The sequence below is a fragment of the Pseudoalteromonas sp. R86517 genome (genome assembly GCF_042466295.1).
GTDB lineage: Bacteria > Pseudomonadota > Gammaproteobacteria > Enterobacterales > Alteromonadaceae > Pseudoalteromonas > Pseudoalteromonas atlantica.
This window is the reverse complement of sequence record NZ_JAXHCB010000001.1, coordinates 2,782,986-2,808,876: the sequence shown is the minus strand read 5'-3', so window position 1 is coordinate 2,808,876 and position 25,891 is coordinate 2,782,986. Positions and strand designations below refer to the sequence as shown.

Sequence of the window (25,891 nt, the reverse complement as noted above, 5' to 3'; positions counted from 1 at the left end):
GACCTAGGGATATACCTACTCGTGAAAGTTTTTACACAATTTTTTAGTGCTTTTATTCTACTTTGTAGTTTTAGTACCATGGCTTTTACGCCAACGGCCTCACAAATTGAGCAATTTAAAAAATTGCCAAAAGCCCAGCAAGAAGCCCTAGCGAAACAATACGGTGTAGATATTTCTACGATCACCGGCGCTAATCAATCAAATGGCGAAAACTCAAATGAGCAGCAGTCAACTATCGGCGAACGCCCAGAAAAAGAACAAGAAGACTTAACTGACGAAGAGCGTTTTAAGCCAAAAACAGAAGAATTAAAGCCTTACGGCTACGAGCTTTTTGCAGGTGAACCCACCACATTTATGCCTAGTGAAAATGCAGCCGTACCTGACACTTATATAGTAGGTCCTGGGGATCAACTAAAAATTAACTTCTACGGTAAAGAAAGCGATAGTTTTGATGTAACTGTTGACCGTGAAGGGCGTATTAGCATTCCCGATTTAAGCCCTGTAGAAGTAGCAGGCTTAACATTTGCCGAAATTAAAGAGCTAATAAAAGTAAAAGTTGAGCAAGAAGTAATCGGTGTAAAAGCCTTTGTATCACTGGGCCAACTGCGTAGTATGCGCATACTTGTATTAGGTGAGGCCTACAAACCAGGCAGCTACAGCGTATCGTCTTTAACAACCGTATCACATGCTTTGTTTGTAAGTGGTGGTGTGTCTGAAATTGCTTCACTGCGTAACATACAAGTAAAACGCGCTGGTAAAACAGTAGCAAATTTCGACCTTTACGATTTACTAATCAATGGAGATAGCAGCAACGATATTGTACTAAAGCCTGGCGATGTTGTTTTTGTACCACCAGTAGGTGCTCAAGTTACTGTGGACGGCTTAGTTAAACGCCCTGCAATATTTGAACTTAAAAAAGGCGAAACGGCTAAGCAGTTACTCACTATGGCAGGGGGCTTAAAGCCGGGTGCTTATGCTAAAAATGCAGTGGTAGAGCGTTTCAATTTTGATCGCAAAGAAGTGCTATCAGTAGACTTTACTAAGCCACAAATTAACTACATCCCGCAAGATGGCGACCGTGTACGCTTTAATTCTGTAAGCTCACAATACCAAAACTCTATTAGCTTAATTGGTGCTGTAGCGCGCCCAGGGAATTATCAATGGTATCAAGGTAAGCGTATTTCTGATGTTTTAAAATCAGTACGTGGTGACTTACTGCCACAAGCCGATTTAAGCTACGGCTTAGTTATTCGCGAAATTAACATAAATGGTGATATAGAAGCGCATCAATTTGATGTAGCACAAGCCATTATTAAAAACCCTGAAAACAATTTAGCATTAAAAGCTAATGACAAAATCATAGTATTTAGCCGCTTTGAAGAAAAAGAAGCTGAAAAATCAGCACTTGCTAATATGGCGTTGAGCCAAGAGCAACAAGAACAACAGCTTAAAGCTGAGCAATGGCATACATATCAGCAAAAAGAGTTTGAAAAATACATCGGTATAAACCAAGAAGAAGAGGAGTTTATTTTTGAAGAAAATAAAGCCCTTACAATAGCCGAAATTTCAAAACGTAAAGCAAAAGAAGAAGCCGAGCTAGAGTTAAAGCCTGAAGATTACGCTTTATTTAGCCGCCATAACCTTTTAGCCCCCATTATTGCCAAATTTAAGCAGCAAGCCTCAGTTGAGCAGGCTATGCAGCTAGTAGAAATTAGCGGCAACGTTACATTCCCTGGTGTTTACCCGTTAATGGTAGGCGGTGATGTACGTGATTTAGTAACCGCTGCAGGTGGCCTGCTAGAATCAGCCTACATAAAACAAGCCGAAATTACGCGTATTGTTGCAAGCGACGCGTCTAAAATAGAACACTTACGTTTAGATCTTGAAAGTGCAATGCGTGGTGATTTACAAAGCAACATTACATTGCAAAGTAAAGACAGCATTAACGTATTCGCTATCCCAAATTGGCAAGAAAACGTAAAAGTAGAGCTTAAAGGTGAACTAAGGTTCCCTGGTACATACACAATACGCCGCGGAGAAACACTCACAGAGCTATTAGAACGTGCAGGCGGCTTCTCTGAGTTTGCTGAACAAAAAGCAGCTGTATTCACCCGTGCCTCAATTAAAGAACAAGAACAACAACAACTAGCTCGCTTATCAACCGAGTTACGTCGTGATATTGCATCAAAAAGCTTTCAAAACTCAGTAAGCAGTAATTCACTTTCTTATGATGAAATGAATAAGTTATTAAATGACCTAGCGAGTATAGAAGCGGTAGGGCGTTTAGTTATCGACTTACCACTTATTGTTGAAAACAAACAAAACTTAGTCCTTCAAGACGGAGATGTTTTATATGTGCCCAGCAAGCGTGACTCGATTAGCGTAATAGGTGAAGTTAATTACTCTACCTCTCATTTATACAAAGCAGGTATAAGTGTTGATGAATACATTGATTTAAGTGGTGGCCTTAAAGATCGCGCTGATGAAGACAGTATTTACATAATTAAAGCAAATGGCTCAGTAAAAATACCAAACACAGGTGGCTGGTTTGCTGCTAATAACTCAGAGCAATTAGAGCCTGGCGATACAATAGTAATACCAATGGATGCAAGCCATATGGACAAACTAACGCTTTGGAGTACTGCAACGCAAATTGTATACCAATTAGGTGTGGCAGTAGCGGCTATAAGCGGTATCTAATATTTATAGAGGCGTCAGGAAGGTTAGGGCTTTATTTACACAGCGCTTTCCCTTCTAGCGCTTCGGTATAGTACTAAGTTTAAAGTAAACCTTCAGACGGTGTATCTGATGTTACTGGTTACGGGCAGCCGGAGAAGTTCTTAACCCTAAAACAATAACTTGACGTGATAATTCATGTTGTACAATTTTGATAGCTGATAGCTGATAGCTGATAGCTGATAGCTGATAGCTGATAGCTGATAGCTGATAGCCTAACTTATGAGATTTAAATGGAAAACGACTCAAATAACCTAAACCTAGCAAGTGGTTCAGTGACTAATAATATTGCCAACGATGAAATAGACCTTCGTGAATTATTTAGCGTTATTTGGCAAGGCAAGTTGACAGTTATTGTTTTAACTACTTTATTCGCTGTGGCATCAGTTTTTTACGCTATTAGCCTTCCGAATGTTTATAAATCTGAAGCATTACTTGCTGCTGCAGAGCAAGAGCAAAGTGGTGGCTTAGGTGCTTTAGCAGGTCAATTCGGTGGTTTAGCTAGCTTAGCTGGAGTTAATTTAGACAGTAGTGGCACTGCTAACAAAACCCAATTAGCGCTTGAGGTTTTAAAGTCTCGCCAATTCACTTTTAACTTTATTAAAAAGCACAATATCTTACCAGACTTAATGGCTGTTAAGTCATGGAATCAAATAGATAATAGTATTGAATACAACGAAGAGATATATAACGAACAAGAAAAAAAATGGTTAAGGGAAGTAAACGCTCCTTTTAAACCAGAGCCATCAATGCAAGAAGCCTTCAAAAAGTTTAGCCAAATTATTACTGCCGATATGAGCAAAGAAAGCGGAATGATAACTATATCAATTGAGCATGTTTCGCCAGTAATTGCGCAGCGGTGGGTTAATTGGTTAATCCAAGATATTAATACTGTAATGAAGTCTAGAGATGTTGAAGAGGCTAATAAAAGCACTAAATTTTTAACTGAACAGTTAGAGCAGACTAAAATTGCAGATATTCGAACTATTTTATATAAATTAATTGAAGAGCAAACAAAAACTATTATGTTTGCAAATGTACGAGACGAATATGTATTTAAAACAATTGATCCAGCATTAGTACCGGAACAAAAGTTTAAGCCGAAGCGTGCATTAATTTGTATATTAGGTTTTCTTTTTGGAGGAATTTTAAGCGTATTAATAGTGCTCGCTAGAAACTTTTTAAAGAAAACGAATGACTGAAAAGCTCTAACTTAATTTATGAATATGCTGCTCTAAGCATTTTGGTATATCAAAGAATAAAGATACATTTTGTATTCGATACATAAAGTATAAAAATATTTAAGGAATTAATATGTTAAACAAAAAAACAGTGTTAATTACAGGTGGCACAGGGTCGTTTGGTAAAAAATTTATAGAAACCATTTTAGCTCGCTACCCTGACGTAAAAAAAATAATCATCTATTCACGTGATGAATTAAAGCAATCGATTATAAAGCAAAAGTATCCTGCTTATGACTACCCACAACTACGCTTTTTTATTGGTGACGTACGCGATAAAGAGCGTTTAACACAGGCGTGTGAAGGGGTTGATGTAATTATCCATGCTGCGGCAATAAAGCAAGTAGATACCGCTGAATACAACCCAACAGAATGTATTCGCACTAATATTGACGGTGCTGAAAATGTAATTCATGCAGCGTTAGCGTGTGGTGTTAAAGATGTTGTTGCCTTATCAACAGATAAAGCGTGTGCACCAATTAATTTATACGGTGCAACAAAACTTGCTTCAGATAAGTTGTTTGCTGCTGCTAACAATATTCGTGGCTCTAAAGATATTAAATTCAGTGTTGTTCGTTACGGCAATGTGATGGGCTCTCGTGGCTCAGTTATTCCTTTCTTTTTAGAAAAACGCAAAGAAGGTGTTTTACCAATAACGCACAATGAAATGACGCGCTTTAATATTTCCCTTCAAGCGGGTGTTGACTTAGTTATGTTTGCACTAGGGCATCACCTAGGTGGTGAGATATTTATTCCTAAAATTCCATCATATAAAATTTTAGACATTGCAGAAGCGGTAGCGCCTGATTGTGAAACACGAGATGTGGGTATTCGCCCGGGTGAAAAACTGCACGAAGAAATGATTACAGATACAGATTCACTCAATACGATTGATTTGGGCCCTTACTACGCTATTTTACCATCGGTTTCATACACATATACTGAAGATGAGTACATTGCACACCACAAAGCTGAAAAAGTACCGTTTGGCTTTAAATATAACTCAGGAACAAATACCGAATGGGAAACAGTAGAAGGGTTGCGTGAACTTATCATTGAGCATGTTGACCCATCATTTGAAGTGCAAGGCTAGTAAAATGATACCGTATGGAAAGCAAGATATAACTCAAGCAGACATTGATTCTGTTGTAAGCGTTTTAAAGTCAAGCTTTTTGACACAGGGGCCACAAGTTCCAGCGTTTGAAAATGCACTTATGAAAGCGACAGGTGCAGACTATGCACTTGCCGTTAATAGCGCTACGTCAGCTTTGCATATTGCTTGCTTAGCGCTTGAGTTGGGGAAAGGTGATATATTATGGACGACACCTATCACGTTTGTAGCTTCAGCTAATTGTGGTTTATATTGTGGTGCCACGGTAGACTTTGTAGATATTGATCCAGCTACTTACAACCTTTGTCCAAAGGCATTAGAGCAAAAATTAGTACAAGCTAAAAAAGAAGGTAAATTACCTAAAGTTTTAGTTGCTGTACATTTATGTGGCCAGCCATGTGATATGAAAGCTATCCATGCGTTATCAATACAGTATGGTTTTAAAATAATTGAAGATGCATCACACGCAATTGGCGGACGCTACTTAGAGCAACCCATAGGCTCATGTGTATACAGTGACATCACCGTGTTTAGCTTTCATCCGGTAAAAATAGTCACCACGGCAGAAGGCGGAGCTGCTTTAACAAATAGTAAAGCGCTTGCTGATAAAATGGCGCTTTATCGCAGCCATGGTATAACACGTGACGAAGCTCTGATGGAAAATGCTTCACATGGTGGTTGGTATTACGAGCAAATTGATTTAGGCTTCAACTACCGCATGACAGAGCTTCAAGCTGCACTTGGTGTTTCGCAGATGAGTCGCTTAGGTGATTTTGTTTCTGCACGCCATCAGTTAGCAAAACGTTATAACGAAAAGCTAGCTGAGCTACCTATAACTTTACCTTATCAATTACCTAATACATATTCAGGCCTACATTTATACGTTATTCGTTTAAACCTAAATGAAATTAGTAAAACGCATAAAGAAGTGTTTGACGCGCTAAGAGAAAATGGTATTGGTGTAAACCTGCATTATATACCAGTACATCTGCAGCCTTATTATCAAAAAATGGGTTTTAAGCAAGGCGACTTCCCTAATGCTGAAAGCTACTATAGTAATGCAATTTCATTACCAATGTTCCACGGTATGACCCAAGAACAACAGGACGAAGTTATTAGTAAACTATCACTCATTTTAGAAGCCTAGTAATGAATATTGCAATAATCCCAGCTCGTGGCGGTAGCAAGCGTATACCTCGAAAAAATATTAAAGCGTTTCATGGTAAACCTATGATTGCTTATTCAATAGAAGCCGCGGTAAATAGTCAGTGCTTTGATAAAATAATTGTCTCTACAGATGACGCCGAAATAGCCGAGGTTGCTATAAAGCATGGAGCTGAAGTGCCTTTTATACGCCCTGACAATATTTCAGACGACTATGCGACGACGCTTGATGTAATTAAGCATGCTATTGAATTTACGGAATCACAAGGCTGGGCCGTTAAAAACGTATGTTGTATTTATGCAACAGCACCCTTTTTAATTCCTGAATTTATTCAAAAAGGGTTGGATGAACTAACATCTGCGAAGATAGATTATGCCTTCAGTGCAACAAGTTTTCCTTTTCCAATTCAAAGGGCTTTAAAGCTTAGTGATGAGCAACGTGTTGAAATGTTTCAGCCAGAACATTTAAATACACGCTCGCAAGATCTCGAAGAGGCATATCATGACGCTGGGCAATTCTACTGGGGTACCAAAAGTGCCTTTTTACAACGCAAACCCTTTTTTTCACCTCAATCGAAAGCTGTTTTGCTACCACGCAAACGCGTTCAAGATATTGATACAAATGAAGATTGGGAGCTAGCAGAGGCACTCTATAAGGCACTTCAATGAGAGTTGTGTTCAGGGTCGACGCATCCCAACATATTGGTAGTGGGCATGTAATGCGTTGCTTAGTTTTAGCTGAGGCTCTTAGGGGTAATGGATATAGTGTTTTATTTGCTACGCGGGCTCAAGTCGCAGACTTAAATGATTTTATCTCAAGCAAGGGGTTTTCGGTAATAGACTTAATGCAACCTAGCTATTGGCAAACACCTACAAGCTCGGCTGATTATGCTGCATGGCTCCAAGTTAGTGAAATAGAAGACTCTCAGGACTTCATATATAAAGTGGAAAATGCGGACCTGGTAATTGTTGACCATTATGGGATTAATATAAAATGGCACAAGCAAGTTAAACAGCATTTATCCTGTACTTTAATGGTTATAGATGACCTTGTAAGGGAGCATGAGGCAGATATTGTGCTTGACCAAACATTGAATCGAGATGCGTTAGAGTATACAAAATTTCGTGATTGCTTAGCACTTACCGGTACCGATTATGCCTTATTAAAACCCGGCTTTAGGTGCTCACGAGAGACTCTACTTCACAAGGGGGAGCCTAATAAACATACTATTTTAATAAGCATGGGGGGAGTTGATCTTCCGAATGCTTCACTAAGCGCATTAGTTGCACTGCAGCACTTAGAAGAGAAGATTCTAACTACGGTTCTACTTAGTAAACGCTCACCAAATTATGAGGTAGTAAAAACCTTTGTTAACACAAATAGTGATTGGGTAAATCACGTCGACTTTGTGGATAATATGCCTGAGTTTATGACTAAGTATAGCATTATGGTAGGGGCGCCAGGGTCAACCTCATGGGAGCGAGCGTGTTTAGGTATACCATCAATAATAGTACCTATTGCCGATAACCAGCAAACTATTGCACTGCAATTAGAATCTGCCAACGCGGTAAAAGTTGTTGAGCTTGAAAATATAAAAAGTGACCTTGTCGCCTCGTTAAAAGAAATACTATCGCAATGGCAAAACTATCGAGCACACAACTTTGCATTGTGTGATGGCTTGGGGTGCGATAGAGCATTAAAGCAATTAAAAAGGTTTATGGAACAATGCTAAAAGTGACTCTACTTTGTTCAGATACAAAACACCCAGTTTTTAAAGCATTGAAGCTGTGGGAAGAAGTTAATCAGCAGCATTACGATATTGAAATACTAACATCAGTAAATGAAATTAAAAGAAACGGTACGCTGCTTTTTTTAATTTCATGCAGCGAAATAGTCAAAAAGCAGCATCGCGATTTTTTTGAGCATACACTGGTACTTCATGCGAGCGACCTACCAAAGGGCAGAGGGTGGAGTCCACATATTTGGGCTATTTTAAATGGCGCTAACGAGCTAACCTTATCGCTACTTGAAGCAGAAGATAAAGTAGATACAGGAGCGATATGGAAAAAGCTACGCATACCACTGGATGGTAATGAGCTCTATGATGAAATTAATGAAAAGCTCTTTGCCGCTGAACTTCAATTAATCACATGGGCGTGTGAAAATGTAGACTCAGTTGCGCCGGTTCTTCAAGATGAGAGCGCAACAAATTATTTGCGCAAGCGCACCCCTGAAGATAGTGAAGTAGATATTAGTCAATCCCTAGAGTCGCAATTTAACTTGCTTAGAGTATGTGATCCTGAGCGATTTCCGGCCTATTTTTATAAAAACGGCTGCAAGTATAAAATTAAAATAGAGAAGTATTAGTATGAATGAGTTTATTACAATTGACGGAAAAAAAATTGGACCTGACTTTACTCCTTATATCATAGCTGAATTATCGGCTAATCATAATGGGGATATAAACAGAGCGTTTGAAATACTAGAGATGGCCAAACGTTGTGGCGCTGATGCTATAAAAATACAGACCTATACTCAAGATACATTAACAATTGATTGTGATAAGCCTGAATTTAAAGTTGAAGGTGGTTTGTGGGATGGTAGAACATTATATGATTTATATACTGAAGCACACATGCCATGGGAGTGGCACAAGCCTCTCTTTGAAAAAGCAAAAGAGTTAGGTATCACAATTTTTAGCTCACCTTTCGACTTTACAGCCGTTGATTTACTTGAAGAGTTAGGCGCACCCGCTTATAAAATAGCATCATTTGAAGCGATTGATTTACCGTTAATTGAATATGTCGCGAAGACAGGTAAACCAATGATTATTTCAACAGGTATGGCAAACGAAGAAGAAATTCGTGAAGCGGTTGAAACTGCAAAAAATGCAGGGTGTAAAGAGCTAGTCGTGCTGCACTGTGTAAGTGGTTACCCTGCACCCGCAAGTGATTACAATTTAGCTACTATACCAGATATGGCAAAACGTTTTGATGTGCTCACAGGCCTTTCAGACCATACAATAGATAATACGACGGCAATTACTTCTGTTGCGCTAGGCGCATGCTTGATTGAAAAGCATGTAACACTTGATAGAAATGGCGGTGGCCCAGATGACAGTTTTTCACTTGAAGAACCAGAGCTAAAGCAGCTATGTGATGATAGTAAAACTGCTTGGGCAGCCACAGGTAAAGTGAATTATGAGCGTAAAGAGAGTGAAAAAGGGAATATGGTATTTAGGCGCTCACTTTATGTAGTAAAAGATGTTGCTGAGGGGGAGTTATTTACGCATGAAAATGTAAGAAGCATTCGTCCAGGTTATGGATTAGCGCCAAAGCATTTATGTGATGTTATAGGCAAAATAGCTAGTTCAAGTATTCCTTCAGGGACAGCTCTTTCGCATGAGCTCGTAAAGTGAAGTATTATTTCTCAGTGTTGTTGAAGTAAAATGAACATAATAAAAACTTTTAAATTGATGAATACTTGTTTAACTAAGGAAGATGAGTGTGTTTTGGCGTATTTTTTTGGAACCAAGCTCGAAAGTTTAGATAGTTATAAAAGGTTGAAGTCTAATCATCCGGGTATAATCCCACAAATATGTTTATATTTTTATTCATTATTAAAATTAGTTCGTTTTAGGAAAGAAAACTTAAATAGTAATCATGAGGTATTAGTATTTGCTGGGACTAATAATCAATATAATAGCCTTTACTCAACCTTAAATGGATTAGATAGGTTGAATATCGCATATAATTTAATTACGTCAAAAGTTGTTAAAGGGAAAAGTAATGACTTATCAATTAATATATTTGATTTTTTAATTAGCGTATGTACTTTTTTTATGAAATCACCGAGGCTTTATTTAAAATTAAAGAAAGCAAATAAAAATTTCGAATTAAATTATTTTTTTTCTGCACTTTGTCAGAGTTATACCTTTTTACCATACTTTATCAGAACGTTAAGTAATCTATCGAGTAAAGGGAATCTAAAGTTAGTCATACTATCTAACGACCATAATAGCGCGAATAGGTGCTTACGCCTTGTATGTGAAATGTTAAATATAAAAACTTTATATATGCAACACGCGTCCGTTTCGAAGTTATTTCCCCCCCTACAGTACGATTATGCCTTACTTGATGGTGAAATAGCTTATGAAACATATAAAATGTGCGCTGATAATCTACCTGGTTTATCTATATTTCCTTCTAACGTTTTTTTAAGTGGCCAAAAAAAGTTAATAAACATAAATAAGGATGTAAATGGTGCTTTTGATTTAGGGATAGCTGTCAACATGTTGGATGATTTCGATTACTTAAAAGTATTGATTGAAAGATTAGTTGACTGCGGAAATAAAATATTAGTAAGAACACACCCATCTCAACCGAGTTCTTTTTTAAAAAAGTTATCGGTTATTATTACTAACACCCAAATTCAGTGGTGCGATCCAACTACAAATAGTTTGAGCTCTTTTTTTAATTCAATAAATTGCTTAGTGTCAGCTAATTCTAGTATTCACCTAGAAGCTGCATTAGCAGGAAAGGCAACCTTATATTATGAATTTTCTTCTGATGCAGATATGTCTGATTATTATGAGTATAAAAAAAACGGCTTAGTATACCCTTTAAATTTAGATAATATTGAACAGTCTATTAAAGAAGGGGTTATTTATTGCTCTTCTAAAAAGCGTAGTCAAGCGGTAAAAAAATATAGCGCAACATATATGACAAAGTGGGAGCATCAAGAGGGAGAGCTTTCTGCTGAGTTAATAAAAAAAATCTTAACCAATGAAAGTTTTAATGATTTGTTCAAACTATCTAAATCAAATTTTTATACACTTTATAACATAAGACAATCATGAGTGGTTTCTTCAAAAGTAGTTCAATCTATGTATTAAGCTCTATAGCAAGTGCCTTGATACCTTTTATATTACTGCCTATTCTAACTCGTTACCTTACACCTGAAGAATACGGCCAAATTGCTATGTTTATCATTTTCACTAGTGCCTTAGCTGCTTTAATTGGTCTAAGTGTACATGGCGCGGCTAATCGCCGTTTCTTTGATGAAAATATTATTCCAGCTGAACTTGCAAGGTTCAATGGTAATTGCTTTTTTATATTATTAGCGAGTACGAGTTTATTTTTAATTGTTTTAGCTTTTATCGATAATTTTTTAGCTGCATATTTAGGCATTCCAACGACTTGGCTTTACTTAGGCATATTAAGTGTTTTTTTTAGTTTTATATTAAATATACGCTTAGGGCAATGGCAAATTAGAGGTAGAGCAAAGTCGTATGGTCTACTTCAAATCACGAATGCACTCGTTGTTTTATTATTTAGTTTATTGTTTGTTATTTTATTTAAATTAGGTTCAGATGGACGTGTTTTCGCAATTGTTATAACAAGTACAATGATTGGCTTTGTATCTTACATAATTCTTCGTAAAGATAAGCTAGTTACATTTGAATATAATATAAATGATATTAAATATGCTTTATCATTTGGTGTGCCACTTATACCGCATGTGCTAGGCGGTTTTTTATTACTCTCTATTGACCGATTAATAATAAATAAAGAGCTAGGTTTGGAGATGACGGGTATTTACATGGTAGCTCTTAGCTTAGGTAATGCTTTAAATATTATTTTCAATAGTATTAACAAAGCTTACTCTCCTTGGTTGTTTGGTCAGCTAAAAGAAAATGACCTTAATAAAAAAATATCGATTGTTAAAAAAACATATATATATTTTGTTTTTTTAATTCTAATGGCGTTACTATCTTTTTTTATTGCTCCTACGATATTGAAACTTATAGTAGGTGAAAAGTTCTACCAAGCTGCTGAAGTATTACCCTTTATTATCGCAGGGCAAATCTTTCTAGGCATGTACTTTATGGTAACGAATTATATCTTTTATATAAAGAAAACCAAATACTTATCATATGTAACTATTTCTTCAGGTGTGATTAATATTGCTTTGTTATTAATTCTAATACCACACTACGGTATAATTGGGGCGGGATTTTCCTTTTTGATTGCAAATGTCTGGCAGTTTATCTGCACATGGATTGTCAGTGCAAAACTATTTCATATGCCATGGGGGCTAAGAGAGTTAAAATGAAAAGTATATTAAACTTAATGCGCAAATTAAAATGCCGTTTCAGAAAAAAATATTACACCAAAAAAGCGCTTAAACAAATTTCTTATTTTAAAGAACTGCCTAATATCAACTATAAAAGCAGCTTCAATGGAAATACATATTTGGGAAGCAATTGTCATTTTAATGGAATGCAAATTTCGGGTGGGGGCAGGGTTACAATAGGTGATAACTTCCACTCGGGGTCGTCGTGCATGATGATAGCTCAAAACCATAATATTAATGGCGGAGCCCTACCTTATGACAATACTTATATTTTAAAGGATATTGAAATAGGCGATAACGTTTGGCTAGGAAACCGAGTTATTATTTTAGGTGGGGTTAAAATTGGTGAAGGGGCTGTAATACAGGCTGGTAGTGTGGTTGTATCTGATATTCCTACACTCGCTATTGCAGGCGGACACCCTGCTGTTGTTTTTAGTCATAGAGATTCTGAGCATTACTTTAGGCTTAAAAACGAAGAGAAGTTTAATTAGAGCATTATTTGGCTTAATTATTTAACCATTGCTAATGAGTATTAAGATATTAAGTATTTTAATAAGCAATACCTTATTATCAAAGGTATATTTGAATTACTAGTCGATTATTCATTATCGTTTTGTAATAAAGCCACGAAATTAATAAAAAGGTATAGATATAGTGTTGGCAGAAATAAGATCATTATGGATCGGTGGATCTTTATCTAGATTAGAGAGAGTGTGTTTAACGTCTTTTTTGCGCGCAGGGCATAAAGTGTACTTGTATACTTATGATGAAGTGCTAAACATACCTGAAGGTGTGGAAGTACTAGACGCTAATTCAATACTCCCTAGAGATAAAATATTCACTTATGGAGCAGTCACTGGCAAGGGAAAGGGAAGTTACGCAGGTTTTGCAAATCACTTTAGATATGAAATGCTTTTAAAGTGTAGCAATACCTATTGGGTTGATATGGACGTTATCTGTTTATCTCCATTTTACATTGAAAACGAGCTCGATTTTGGCTTTGAAAATGATACTTATATAAACAATGCCGTAATTGGAACTCAGGAATCGGGTAATAAGTTATTTTCTAATTTAAGCAACTACTGCAATAATCCATTTCAATTTACAAAATGGGATACTTTTAAGTTCTTAATAAGAAAACTTATAGGAAGGACATGGGGAAGAGGGGATTTTTCATATCTACCATGGGGAATTACCGGCCCAAAAGCACTTACAGGCTTTGTGAAAAAAGGTAGTTTACTTAATTTTGCTGCACCAATCCAAAAATATTATCCAATTCCATCCGCTGATTGGAAGCATATATTTTTTGCTAGTGAAGAGCATATTAACCTGGATGGGGCTCAAGCCGTACATTTATGGAATGAACAATTGAGAAGAGAAGGTTTAGATAAAAATTCAGTTTTTGATAAAGACTCTTTATATGAAAGATTGATCTTAGATTTAAAACTCGATGAATAGTGACTTCTTGTAAATGATTTATATAGTTCTTATTGCTGTTGTTGTTTTGTTTTCATATTCATCTATAGCAAAAAAAGATTATAGTTTTCTAGGGTACTTTCTTGTTCTTGTACTAGCTCTGTTTGCTGGTTTAAGGCATGAGGTTGGTGCGAAGCCTGATTGGGAAGTGTACCATCAGGTGTTTTATGATGCGCCTGAATATCTATCTAACTTATTTAATTACTTTTCAGATAATAGCCGCTTAGAAAAGGGATACTTGACTTATAATTTTATTATTCATTATTTCGTTGAAGACTTTAATTTTTTTCTAGTGGTCACTGCATTATTTACAATTGGATTAACGTACAAAAGTGTATCTATTTATACACCAATGACCATTTTTGCATTACTACTATACATGCGATATGGTTATTTTCAGTTTAATATGATGTTTTTGAGGCAAGGTATTGCTGTAGCAATATTTTTATATTCCATACGGTACATTAAAAGTAGAAACATTTATGGTTACTTTTTATTAAATATAATAGGAATTACATTTCATGTTAGTTTAATTGCTGTATTACCTTTGTACTTTTTTGTACACAAAAAATTTAGTCCCCGCGTATTTTTTTTGATCTTAGCGAGTTCTATATTTTTACAGGCTATCAATATAATTAAATTACTAGCTGACGCCTTGCCAAGTTCGAATATTATTCTTTATGCTTTTAAATCATATGTTTCCTCTGGAGAACCAAAGCCATTTTCTTTCTCATTCATAGAAAAGCCCTTAATGTTCTTTATTTTATTATATTATTACAAAAGGTTAGAAAAAAGGTTTGAATATTACAACTTATTTTTCAATCTGAGTTTTATTGGTCTTATCTTAAGTATTTTGTTTTTACAGTTTGAGGATTTAAGTGATCGATTTGTTATTATTTTCAACATAACGAATATAGTTCTTTTGACTTACTTGATGCGTATATTTAAGGGAGGAGGCAAACTCGTTTATTTGTTTATAGTATCGTTGATTGTTGTTTTTTTTGTTTACAAAATAACAAATGCAGAACAATACATACCTTATAATATATTGGGTAAAATTTATTTTTAATTACAAGGCTTCCATGTTAACAATAGGCATATCAACCGTCGCTTCTTCTTTGAGTGAGTTGATTATATATATACAGGATAATATTAAAAAAATTGATCCTAGTATTGATTTTTTAATTTGTTCTCAAAGAGAACCAGAGAATGTGGCTATAGTTATCTCTGAAAGAATAAAAGTATTAAAAACTAATGAGTCAGGACTAAGCCGCAGTCGAAACACACTACTTAAAGAAAATAAAAATAAATGGTTATGGATTCAAGATGATGACATAAAAATAGAATTTGAAGCTCTACAGAAACTTTTGGAAACTCTTTCAGAATCAAGGAACGATCTTGTTTTTATTAAAGTAAAATCATTAGAAAATAAAAATGAATTTTATAAAAATTATACTTTTCATGAAACTCATCGATTAACCAATTCGTTAAAAATATCTTCAATTGAAATAGTCGTACGGCGAGAATTTGTAAACGATAAAAATATTAAATTTGATACAAATTTGGGCTTGGGTACAGATCTTCCTTGTGGTGAAGAAAATAAGTTTGTATTAAATTTATTTCAGTCCAATGCAAAGGTAAAATATCTAGATTTAGCTACATGTTTTCATACCACAGAACTTGAAGGTAGAGAGATTGATCATAAAGGACGCTTTTCTGCACGCGGTTATTTATTACGTTTTTACCCGTTTTATATTAGCTTCCCTCTAATGATTAGATGGGCTATATACATTCCTGCTGAATTGTCTTTTTATAGAAAGATAATACTAATGTTAAGAACTTATTTTAAAAGGTAATTTTAAGCATTATATAGCCATAATAATTTTTACTAAAGATTATTCCCATGTGTAATTAATCACTTATGTAATTAAGTTCTGGCTTTTATAAAATTAATGTCAAACTTATCAGTACAAATCTATAAACAGGATAACTAATGAAAATCCTATATCTACATCAATACTTTGCTACGCCTGAGTCAAATGCTGGCACGCGATCTTATGAAATGGCCAAGCGACTAGTTAAAAGTGGTCATGATGTTACATTTATTACTAGCTCGGCTTATTTTTCAGAAAACTATAATCTAAACCATGGTTGGAACCTTATAGATATTGAAGGTATAAAACTACACGTTCTACATCTAGCATATTCAAATAAAGATAGTTTTTTTAAGCGAATTTTAAAATTTATTAGGTTTTCAGTAAGCTCAACAGTTAAATCTTTTTCTATCAAAGCCGATGTAGTTTTTGCTACAAGTACACCCTTAACTATTGCAATACCAGGTGTGATTTACTCTAAGTGCAAAAAAAGGCCTCTAGTATTTGAGGTGCGCGATCTTTGGCCTGAATTGCCTGTAGCTGCTGGAGTGATAAAAAATAAATTAATAATAAAATTTGCAACATGGTTAGAAAAATATACCTATAAAAATTCAACCAGGTTGATTGGCCTTTCACCAGGTATGTGTGATGGTATAATAAAGCATGGAATTTCACCTGACAAAGTAACCCTTGCTACAAATAGTTGTGATACTAGTTTGTTTGATGTTAGTGAAGATGTTGGCATCGATTATTTAAAATCTAAGTTAGGTTTTGTTAATGGTAGAAAACTTATTGTATATACGGGTACATTCGGTCTAATTAATAATGTGAGCTATATTGTAGGCTTGGCAAAAGCTGCGCAGAACTCTAATCCAAATTTATGTTTTGTAGCAATTGGTGACGGGATGGAAAAAGGGAAGATAATAAGCGAAGCAAGAGCGCTAGGTGTTTACAATAAAAATCTATACTTTCTTGACCCAGTACCAAAAACAGAAATAGTTCGTTTATTATCTGCCGCAGACTTATCTTTGTCATTATTCGGTCCAGTAAAAGAGATGTGGCATAATTCTGCAAATAAGCTGTTTGATGCACTAGCTTCAAAAACGCCCATCGCAATTAATTACGGTGGTTGGCAAAAAGACTTCATTAAAGAACACAAGTGTGGCTTAGTTTTACAGGCGGATGATTACAAGGCATCCAGTATGCTTATTAGTGAATTTCTTGACAGTAAATCTGATTACGAAGCAGCCGTGAATAGCTGTAAAACACTAGCTTATGAACATTTTTCTAGAGACATTATGGCTACAAGAGTCGAGAAAACGCTACAGGATGCTATTAATGATTAAATATCTTTTTGACTTAACGGTTTCAATAATTGTATTTTTGATTTTACTTCCAGTTATATTACTGGTTGCTGTGTTAATCAGAATCAAATTGGGCTCACCTATTTTGTTTACGCAAGATCGCCCTGGTTTAAACGGTAAAGTGTTTAAAATGATGAAGTTTAGAAGCATGCTCGATGCAAAAGATAAGCACGGTAACTTGCTTCCTGATAACGAAAGAATGACTAAGTTTGGTGCTTTTTTACGTTCTACCAGTTTGGACGAGCTACCTGGCTTGTTTAATGTTATTAAAGGCGACATGAGCCTTGTAGGCCCTAGACCTTTATTAGTTCAGTACTTACCTCTTTATAGTATAGAGCAAGCACGCCGACATAATGTTCGCCCAGGTATAACCGGTTGGGCGCAAGTTAATGGGCGTAATGCAATTAGCTGGGAACAAAAGTTTACACTTGATGTTTGGTATGTTGATAACCAAAGTTTTTGGCTAGATATTAAAATATTACTGTTAACGGTAAAAAAAGTATTTGTGCGTGAAGGAATAAGTGCTGATGGGCACGTAACTATTGAGCCTTTTAAAGGTTCTAGTAATGATTAAGGCAACGGTTAAAACTTTGGCTATTTTAGGGGCTAGTGGCCACGGTAAAGTAATAGCTGATATTGCAGAGCAACTAGGCTTTAGTGTTAGCTTTTATGATGATGCATACCCTAATAAAAAAAACATAGAGCATTGGCCTGTTATAGGTACATTTTCAGATTTACTTAATGTACCTAGCACTAACATAAATGTTGCTGTTGCTATAGGTCACAATAATACGCGAGAAGTAAAAATAAAAACGCTAGCCAAAAATGGCTACATGCTTCCTGTGCTCATTCATCCAACTGCAGTTATAAGTAAATATGCTCAAATAGACTTAGGCTCTGTTATAGCAGCTAACGCTGTTATTAACGCCTTTGCAGTAGTAGGCCGAGGCTGTATAATTAATACTTCAGCTATAATTGAGCATGATTGTAGAATAGGCGACTTCACTCATATTTGTCCGGGCACATCCTTAGCCGGAGGAGTTAGCGTTGGTCGAGCTAGTTGGTTAGGTATTGGCAGTAAAGTAAAACAACTCATCCATATTGGTGATAATACATTAATTGGTGCAGGTAGTTTGGTCGTTAAAGATATATCATCTGATGTAACTGCTTATGGGTCCCCTTGCGTTAAAGTTTCAGAAAACAGTCAAGCCTTTTAAATTTTATAGGAATTCAATGTTAAATACCCCATTTTCTCCATGGCCAAGCTTTACACAAGAAGAGGCTGATGCAGTTAGCCGTGTTATTTTATCTAATAAGGTAAATTATTGGACGGGCACTGAAGGGCGTGAATTTGAGAAAGAATTTGCAACATGGACTGATAGTGAATATGCCATAGCCTTGGGTAACGGCACACTAGCACTCGACATTGCTTTAAAAGCATTAAATGTAGGTGCTGATGATGAAGTAATAACTACTCCGCGTACTTTTTTAGCATCTGCTTCAAGTATTGTTACATCTGGCGCCGCTCCTGTTTTTGCTGATGTTGACTTAAATAGCCAGGCCATTACTGCCGAATCTATAAAAGCAGTGCTTACACCAAAAACAAAAGCAGTTATTGTTGTTCATTTAGCGGGTATGCCAGCCGAAATGGACGAAATAATGGCGCTGAGTAAAAAGCATGGATTTTATGTAATTGAAGACTGTGCACAAGCGCACGGGGCTACGTATAAAGGTCGCTCTGTTGGAAGTATAGGCCACATAGGCGCATGGAGCTTTTGCCAAGATAAAATTATGACCACCGGCGGTGAAGGCGGCATGGTAACGACTAACTCAAAAGAGTTATGGTCAACTATGTGGAGTTATAAAGACCACGGTAAAAGCTTTGATGCTATTTATAACAGAGAGCACCCCCCTGGTTTTAGGTGGCTACATGAGAGTTTTGGCACTAATTGGCGAATGACAGAAATGCAAGCTACTATCGGGCGTATACAATTAAAACGAATGGATAATTGGACTGCTAAACGCCAATCACACGCTGCACAGTTAGACAAAGCAGCAAGTAATTTTAATTGTGTAAGATTAGTTAATATTCCAAAGCACATACAGCACGCTGAATATAAGCATTACATGTTTATAAAACCTGAGTATTTAGCTGATGGTTGGAATCGCGACCGTATAGTAAACGAAATTACTGAACGTGGTGTTCCGTGTTTTCAGGGAAGTTGTTCAGAGGTTTACCTTGAAAAAGCTTTCGATAACACACCTTGGCGGCCGGAAAAGCGCTTACCGAATGCTGTAGAGTTAGGAGAAACGGCTCTTATGTTTCTAGTACATCCAACTTTGTCGAAAAAAGAGATCCAATTAACAGCTAAAGTTATAAAAGAAGTTTTAGAAATCGCCTCACTATAACCAAACTCTCATACACAAATTTACAAAAAGTAACCAAATACATAAAGACTATATAATCTTTTGCATATAGTCTTTAACTATTAAGTGCAATAGTTGTTCATCTTGTAGTAAAATTGTAATCAATAGAATAGCAGTATCACTGCTAGCTTCAGGGAAATGTATTGTGTTTTTAAAATTCTTAGTTAACTTACCTCGCCCCCAAAAAAGAGTTGTATCACTTGTTGTAGATAGCATTTTTATTATTGTTGCTTTTTGGTTAGCCTTTTTACTAAGGTTAGATAGCACGGCTGTTTTAAAAAATATACACACATGGATTCTACTGGCAACAGTATTACCCCTTAGCTTGTTCAGTTTTGTTAAGCTTGGCTTATACCGGGCCGTACTTCGTTATATGAACACCCAAGCTATGTGGGCCATTATTGCAGGTGTTGTACTTTCTACCGTTTACTTAACCGTTTTATCTTTCTTTTTAAGTGCCCCTGTACCACGTACTGTGCCATTTATATACGCAAGCTTTTGTATTTTATTTGTAGGCGGAGCAAGGCTTACCGTTCGAGCAGTTGTTGGGCAAATTACAATGCGCCGTAAAGAAGGGGTCATTATATATGGCGCGGGTTCTGCTGGCCGCCAACTTGCAACTGCCTTAGCTAATGGCCCAGAGTATTCACCTGTTGCCTTTATTGATGATGATCCTAAAAAGCATTTATCGTTAATTCAGGGTATATGTGTGCATGCACCTTCGCAAATAGCCGAACTAGCCAAACAAAAATGTGCCAATAAAATTTTACTTGCCTTGCCAAGCACTTCAAGAAGCCGTCGCAAAGAGGTGCTTAACGCAATAGAAAAGTTCAAGCTACAAGTAATGACCATACCTGGCATGGCTGATATTGTTTCAGGCACGACTAACCTTGACGAAGTTAAAGATGTAGAGATAGACGATTTACTAGGTAGAGACTCTGTACAGCCTCGACAGGATCTAATGTCGGCGAATATAGAAAATAAAGTGGTAATGGTAACAGGGGCGGGTGGCTCAATTGGCTCTGAACTGTGCAGACAAATAGTTAAAAATAAGCCTACAAAAATTGTACTGTTTGAGCTTTCGGAGTTTGCTTTATATGCAATAGAAAAAGAGCTATCGGAGTACTGCAACGCAAATAATTTAAATATAGAAGTGTTGCCAATATTAGGCTCAATACAAAATAAAAAGTTGGTTGAATCAACGTTCTCTACCTTTAACGTGCAAACGGTTTACCATGCAGCCGCCTATAAACATGTGCCATTAGTAGAGCACAACGTAGTTGAAGGTGTTCGCAATAATATTTACGGCACTTACAATGTAGCGACGGCAGCAATAAACGCAAAAGTAGACACGTTTGTTTTAATATCAACCGATAAAGCAGTGCGCCCAACAAATATTATGGGCACTACAAAGCGCATGGCTGAACTTGTGCTGCAAGGGTTGTCTGAGGTTCAAAATACTACACGTTTTACAATGGTACGTTTTGGTAATGTATTAGGGTCATCTGGTTCTGTTGTGCCATTATTCAGAAAACAAATTAAAGCAGGCGGCCCAATAACATTAACTCACCAAGATATTACACGCTACTTTATGACCATACCTGAAGCTGCTCAGCTTGTTATTCAAGCAGGTGCCATGGGTGTAGGCAGTGATGTATTTGTGTTAGACATGGGTGAGCCAGTAAAAATTAAAGATTTAGCAACTAAAATGGTTCACTTATCGGGGCTGGAAGTTAAGCACGAAAAGCGTCCAAATGGTGATATAGAAATAAAATGTACAGGCCTTCGCCCTGGCGAAAAACTTTTTGAAGAGCTATTAATTGGCGACAATGTTACTGGCACCGATCACCCAAGAATCTTAAGTGCACAAGAAATAAAAATGCCGTGGCATGAGCTAGAGCCACTTTTAAGTAAGCTTAAAGCTGCATGTGATGAATCTGATCATATTCAAATACGTAAGCTATTACTTCAAGCGCCTACCGCTTTTTCGCCAACGGATGGTATATGTGACCTAAACTGGCAAGAAAAACAAAATAGCCAAACCAATGTTACCGCTTTACCCAACGTAAGCGGCTCTTAAAATGGCTAGGCTGCAATAGTTTAATAATTTGCAGCCTATTTGTTTGAGCTAACCTAACGCATAAATGTACTTTTACGTTCGGTATATATTTATTGTGTTATAGACACCCTACTTACTGTCATATTAAAAGCACTGCTTTTGCATCATATTAACCAAAATTGCGTGAGCAAGCTTCGCGCCTTGTATCTCTCGTTGATAAATGATTAGCTATCATTTATCACATCGAAGTCAGTGAGCTTGCCTTTGCGCCTAGTATTTAATACTGCTCCGTAGATAAAGCCCTGACTTTCTATTCTCACAAACTGAATGGTATCCAAGCACACTTTTATTTAAGTAGATGCTGTATGTACAAGGGGAGTAAGTAGAGATGATGTTTATCGGCATTGATATTAGTAAAGAGAAAATTGATTTATCGTGGTTGAGAGACCAGCTTACAAACAAGATTAAAACAAAAGTCTTTAAAAACAAGCATCAAGACTTTGTGAAAATAGAAAAATGGCTTTTAAATACAACTAAAAGCGTTGCTAGTGAGCTCGTTATCACCCTCGAACCAACGGGTGTTTATCATGAAGCACTGATGTATTTTTTACATGAGCAAGGCTTTAATATTATTTTAGCGAATACAGGCAAAGCGAAAAAGTATGCTGACGCGTTAAACATAATTCATAAAACAGACAAATCTGATGCAACGATGCTTGCCCACTACGGCTGTGCAAAGCACGTAGTCGTTGATTATTGGCAACCTGAAGCGTTAGAAGTTAGAGAGCTTAAAGCCCTTATCCGTCGTTTAGATGCGCTTGAGAGTAACCGGCAACGAGAAGCTAACCGATTAGAAGCAAGTGAATTCAGCAACGTTTCAGCACGTGTTCGCCAATCGATAAAAGTGACTATCGCATTTTTAGATGACGAAATTAAACAGCTTAAATCTGACATTGATGATCACATAGATAATGAGCCTGGTTTAAAAAGAAACAGGAAACTACTAGAGTCTATACCTGGCATTGGGCCTGTATTATCGAGAGAGCTGACATATTTGTTTGCGGCTAAAAAGTTTAATAAAGCCAAAGAAGCAGCAGCTTATTGTGGATTAATCCCACGGTACAATGAATCGGGTAAATTAAAAGGGCGAACAACAATCAGTAAACTTGGGCCAGCCAGAATTCGCTGTAAACTCTACATGGCAGCCATTGTCGCTGGGCAATGGAATAAAAGAATAAAACGACACAAGTTAACATTAATAAATAACGGTAAAACACCGATGCAAGCTGTGTGTGCGAATATGAGAAAGCTCATTCATATATGTTTTGGTGTAATAAAAAACCAAGAAGCGTTTAAGCTCCAAGAAAGTTAAGTACGACCTTGAAGCTTAAAATGAGAGATGGTATCTACGCGGGTATTTACACATATTTTCGAATAAGCTCTGTGTTTACCCCTTACCTATCTCAATTTTAGCACCTTCCCCCAACACCTCTTTATATTTACTTGCTAATGCGCGCTTTGCGTCTTCATCGCCGTGTACAATTTTTATATGGCTTGGCTTTTTACGCATGCCGGTTACAAATTTAACTAATCCGTTTTGATCGGCATGCGCGCTGTAACCGCTAATGGTATGCACCTGTGCGTTAATTGTAATACGCGTATCGTTTATAAAAACATACCCATTGCGGAGGCCATATTTTTGTATATCGCGGCCAAGCGTCCCTCGGCCTTGGTAGCCAACAAATAATACATCGGTTGATTTGTCAGGTAAAAAGCGCTCAAGGTAATTAACTATTCGCCCGCCACTGCACATACCGCTGGCAGCTAAAATAATGGCAGGTGTTTGTCGCGACGCTAAATAATTAATAATAGCGATATGCTCGCTATGCGTATCAACCGTGGTTAGGTTTTCAAAGTCTAGCGGATGGCGGCCTTTGGCTACTTTGCGCTTAGCTTCTGCATCCCATAAGTGTTTAAACTTACTATATTGCTCTGTAAAATTGGCAGCCATGGGAGAGTCTAAAATCACATGAATACTTCGCCAAGGAGATCCTTTAGCTGATTGATGTATTAGCTGTTCTAACTCGTAAAGTAGCTCTTGTGTGCGGCCAATACTAAATGCCGGCACTAACACTACGCCGTTATCAGCTACTGCGCGTTCAATTACACTTTTTAGTTTTTGAGTGCGCTCTTTTCGGCCTTGATGATTTTTATTACCGTAGGTTGACTCTATAACTAATGTGTCGGCCTTATAAGGAGGTTTTGGAGCCGGTAACAGCGGCGTGTAGGGGGCACCTAAATCGCCCGAAAACACAACTCTATGGCTTTTATTATTCTTTGTATTAATGCCAACATCTATTTCTACATAGGCTGAACCTAATATATGTCCAGCACGCTGAAACCGCGCTTTAGCTATTTGCTGTTTGGCGCAAGGCAGTGTAAACCAAGTATTAAAATTAACCGCTACTATCTGCTTATTTAGCAAGCTAAGGCAGGCATTTATAATTTTTATATCGCGAGTAACACCTACCTTTAACGCATCTTCAATCACTAGTGGCAGCAAACTAGCCGAGGCAGGCGTAGTATAAATGGGCCCCTTAAAACCGGCTGCTAATAAATAAGGAATGCGCCCCACGTGGTCAATGTGGCAATGGGTAACAATAAGCGCGCTAATGTGCGCAATATCAAACTCTATTGATAAATCATCTTTTGCGTCTTCTCCCTGAAAAAGCCCGCAATCTATTAGCACGCTGTTTATACTATTAATAACTAATTCGTGGCACGAGCCAGTCACGCCATTTACCGCTCCGTGGTGAGGTATTTGCATAGGGTATCTATATTTGTTTTTTTTAGGGTAAAGTTAAAGGTAGAGTTAAACAGCGGTTTAAGCAAAATTTGACTGAGTTGCTATTGTAGTCGCCTTGCTTGCTGGCGCATTTAGGATTTATTCCTCGTTAAAACAATAAGTTCAAACGCGAGGTAAACTCGCTGCTACTAGTGAGTTACCTTATATACTTCTCTTTTATTCCTCTATGTGCAAAAAATAAAAACATTAATACACAAAGAGGTTAGGAGGGCGCGGTGTTTTAGACAGGAGCACCGTAACAGCGGCTTTACCCCGCGTTAAAGCAGTATGTCAAACGCGAGCCAAATTCACTGCTACTCACATGTTTTTAAGCTAGACTTAGTCTATATAAACACCAACGGGAACAATAAATTCATTTGCTGCTGTTAACAAAGTAAGTATGCATTTACCTTAAAGGCTATTTACTTAATAAACCTAAACTGTTTATAATTGCGCGCTGTTAAAAATAATGTTGTGTTTGTTGCAATTGTGTATGTAGTAAGGATTGCTATGAAAAGTTGGTATTTAGTTACATGTAAACCTCGCCAAGAAGAGCGAGCAGCCACCAACTTACTTAATCAAGGCATTGAAGTTTTTTATCCAAAATTAACCACAGAAAAACTCATTAAAGGCAGGCGAACTGTTAAACAGTCTGCTCTATTCCCAAGCTACTTATTTATTTGCTTAGAGTCTCAAAACGGTAACTTTTCTGCTGTAAAAAATACGCGCGGAATTAGTGGGTTTGTAACTTATGGCGCTCATTACCAGGTTGTGCCAAAAGGCCTTATAGAACAGCTTAAATGTGAGCGCACAGAATTAGCCGAATCAACAATACCAAAAGCAGGCGACGCTGTAAGCGTACATAACAATACATTTAATAATGTTACAGCAATATACAAAGAGCCTGACGGCGACATGCGCAGTATTTTACTTATTAACTTACTTAATCAAAAAGTTGAAGTAAGTGTCGATAATAAAGATATTAGGCAGTAAAAGTTAAAGGCAAAAGGTTAAAGCGTCGTTGTGCCTTTATACCGCAAAAATTAAGTAAATATCAGTACGTAGGAACTGCAACCTAGGGGCGGAAGCGTGCCCGAAGGGCTTGACAAGCAAAAAGTTTTGCTTTCAAGCTGGAGCGAGAGGAGCTCTGCGACGAACTGGAACGTGCCCGAAGGGCTAGACAAGCAAAAAATTTGTAAGTTGAATTTTTAACTAATTGATAAAAAATAAAACATTATTATCACCACAGAGAATACAAGGAGAAGAGCTAGTAAAGCTAATAACTTCTCGGTGCAGCGCGCAGCGCCTCTGTGCTCTCGGTGGTCAGATTGTTTTGCGGTTGAATTTTTACCTAATTGATAAATAAAGAGAACATTATTATCACTACAGAGAAGGCAAGGGTAAGTACAGGAGGAGATACTATAAAAATAGAATGTTTCCTCAGTGTAGCGCGCAGCG

General features: G+C 37.0%; 22 protein-coding genes. 21 read left to right on the top strand and 1 reads right to left on the bottom strand.

The features are described 5' to 3' along the window. Positions 1-78: 78 nt before the first annotated feature. The 20 genes from SJY38_RS12805 (at position 79) to SJY38_RS12710 (ending at position 22,960) form a co-directional block, all read left to right on the top strand. Positions 79-2,700, top strand: a complete 2,622-nt coding sequence (locus SJY38_RS12805; protein WP_377109923.1) for an SLBB domain-containing protein — start codon at positions 79-81, stop codon at positions 2,698-2,700. Between the two features lie 269 nt (positions 2,701-2,969). After that, complete coding sequence (locus SJY38_RS12800; protein ID WP_377109922.1) at positions 2,970-3,938, top strand: Wzz/FepE/Etk N-terminal domain-containing protein; 969 nt, start codon at positions 2,970-2,972, stop codon at positions 3,936-3,938. Between the two features lie 112 nt (positions 3,939-4,050). Continuing rightward, complete coding sequence (gene pseB, locus SJY38_RS12795; protein ID WP_377109921.1) at positions 4,051-5,070, top strand: UDP-N-acetylglucosamine 4,6-dehydratase (inverting); 1,020 nt, start codon at positions 4,051-4,053, stop codon at positions 5,068-5,070. Between the two features lie 4 nt (positions 5,071-5,074). Next, the gene (gene pseC / locus SJY38_RS12790) at positions 5,075-6,235 is read left to right on the top strand and encodes a UDP-4-amino-4,6-dideoxy-N-acetyl-beta-L-altrosamine transaminase (RefSeq protein ID WP_377109920.1); all 1,161 of its coding nucleotides are present in this window, start codon (positions 5,075-5,077) and stop codon (positions 6,233-6,235) included. A 2-nt stretch (positions 6,236-6,237) separates the two neighbouring features. Beyond that, positions 6,238-6,921, top strand: coding sequence for a pseudaminic acid cytidylyltransferase (pseF, locus tag SJY38_RS12785; protein ID WP_256846625.1), 684 nt, complete (start codon positions 6,238-6,240; stop codon positions 6,919-6,921). Beyond that, positions 6,918-7,985, top strand: coding sequence for a UDP-2,4-diacetamido-2,4,6-trideoxy-beta-L-altropyranose hydrolase (gene pseG / locus SJY38_RS12780; RefSeq protein ID WP_377109909.1), 1,068 nt, complete (start codon positions 6,918-6,920; stop codon positions 7,983-7,985). The genes pseF and pseG overlap by 4 nt, the downstream gene beginning before the upstream one ends. Beyond that, positions 7,979-8,620 (top strand): formyltransferase family protein, encoded by a 642-nt coding sequence (locus SJY38_RS12775; RefSeq protein WP_273001964.1) that lies wholly within the window; start codon positions 7,979-7,981, stop codon positions 8,618-8,620. The genes pseG and SJY38_RS12775 overlap by 7 nt, the downstream gene beginning before the upstream one ends. 1 nt (position 8,621) lies before the next feature. Beyond that, positions 8,622-9,671 (top strand): pseudaminic acid synthase, encoded by a 1,050-nt coding sequence (gene pseI / locus SJY38_RS12770; protein WP_377109919.1) that lies wholly within the window; start codon positions 8,622-8,624, stop codon positions 9,669-9,671. A gap of 30 nt (positions 9,672-9,701) precedes the next feature. Next, positions 9,702-11,111, top strand: a complete 1,410-nt coding sequence (locus SJY38_RS12765) for a hypothetical protein (RefSeq protein ID WP_286741994.1) — start codon at positions 9,702-9,704, stop codon at positions 11,109-11,111. Next, entirely contained in the window at positions 11,108-12,367 is a 1,260-nt protein-coding gene (locus SJY38_RS12760) for a lipopolysaccharide biosynthesis protein (RefSeq protein ID WP_286741992.1), read from the top strand. Before SJY38_RS12765 ends, SJY38_RS12760 begins: the two co-directional genes overlap by 4 nt. After that, positions 12,364-12,879: a DapH/DapD/GlmU-related protein gene (locus SJY38_RS12755; protein WP_286741990.1), complete on the top strand. Its 516-nt coding sequence runs from the start codon at positions 12,364-12,366 to the stop codon at positions 12,877-12,879. Before SJY38_RS12760 ends, SJY38_RS12755 begins: the two co-directional genes overlap by 4 nt. A 163-nt stretch (positions 12,880-13,042) precedes the next feature. Continuing rightward, on the top strand, positions 13,043-13,846 hold the full coding sequence (locus SJY38_RS12750) for a hypothetical protein (RefSeq protein ID WP_286741988.1): 804 nt from the start codon (positions 13,043-13,045) through the stop codon (positions 13,844-13,846). Between the two features lie 13 nt (positions 13,847-13,859). Further along, positions 13,860-14,933, top strand: a complete 1,074-nt coding sequence (locus tag SJY38_RS12745; RefSeq protein WP_286741986.1) for an EpsG family protein — start codon at positions 13,860-13,862, stop codon at positions 14,931-14,933. Positions 14,934-14,946: 13 nt separating this feature from the next. After that, complete coding sequence (locus SJY38_RS12740; RefSeq protein WP_286741985.1) at positions 14,947-15,720, top strand: glycosyltransferase; 774 nt, start codon at positions 14,947-14,949, stop codon at positions 15,718-15,720. 137 nt (positions 15,721-15,857) lie between these two features. Beyond that, positions 15,858-17,084: a glycosyltransferase family 4 protein gene (locus tag SJY38_RS12735; RefSeq protein WP_377109918.1), complete on the top strand. Its 1,227-nt coding sequence runs from the start codon at positions 15,858-15,860 to the stop codon at positions 17,082-17,084. Then, on the top strand, positions 17,077-17,676 hold the full coding sequence (locus SJY38_RS12730) for a sugar transferase (protein WP_286741983.1): 600 nt from the start codon (positions 17,077-17,079) through the stop codon (positions 17,674-17,676). Before SJY38_RS12735 ends, SJY38_RS12730 begins: the two co-directional genes overlap by 8 nt. Beyond that, positions 17,669-18,319: an acetyltransferase gene (locus tag SJY38_RS12725; protein ID WP_377109917.1), complete on the top strand. Its 651-nt coding sequence runs from the start codon at positions 17,669-17,671 to the stop codon at positions 18,317-18,319. The genes SJY38_RS12730 and SJY38_RS12725 overlap by 8 nt, the downstream gene beginning before the upstream one ends. Positions 18,320-18,335: 16 nt before the next feature. After that, a complete protein-coding gene (locus SJY38_RS12720) occupies positions 18,336-19,511 on the top strand; it encodes a DegT/DnrJ/EryC1/StrS aminotransferase family protein (RefSeq protein ID WP_286741979.1) in 1,176 nt (391 codons plus the stop codon). A gap of 163 nt (positions 19,512-19,674) precedes the next feature. Then, complete coding sequence (locus SJY38_RS12715) at positions 19,675-21,609, top strand: nucleoside-diphosphate sugar epimerase/dehydratase (RefSeq protein ID WP_286741977.1); 1,935 nt, start codon at positions 19,675-19,677, stop codon at positions 21,607-21,609. Positions 21,610-21,976: 367 nt separating this feature from the next. Continuing rightward, entirely contained in the window at positions 21,977-22,960 is a 984-nt protein-coding gene (locus tag SJY38_RS12710; RefSeq protein ID WP_377109916.1) for an IS110 family transposase, read from the top strand. Between the two features lie 75 nt (positions 22,961-23,035). Here the strand turns inward: SJY38_RS12710 and SJY38_RS12705 are convergent, their stop codons facing one another. Then, a complete protein-coding gene (locus SJY38_RS12705; protein WP_377109915.1) occupies positions 23,036-24,415 on the bottom strand; it encodes an MBL fold metallo-hydrolase RNA specificity domain-containing protein in 1,380 nt (459 codons plus the stop codon). Between the two features lie 528 nt (positions 24,416-24,943). Here SJY38_RS12705 and rfaH point away from each other — a divergent pair. After that, a complete protein-coding gene (gene rfaH / locus SJY38_RS12700) occupies positions 24,944-25,426 on the top strand; it encodes a transcription/translation regulatory transformer protein RfaH (RefSeq protein ID WP_377109914.1) in 483 nt (160 codons plus the stop codon). Positions 25,427-25,891: the final 465 nt, after the last annotated feature.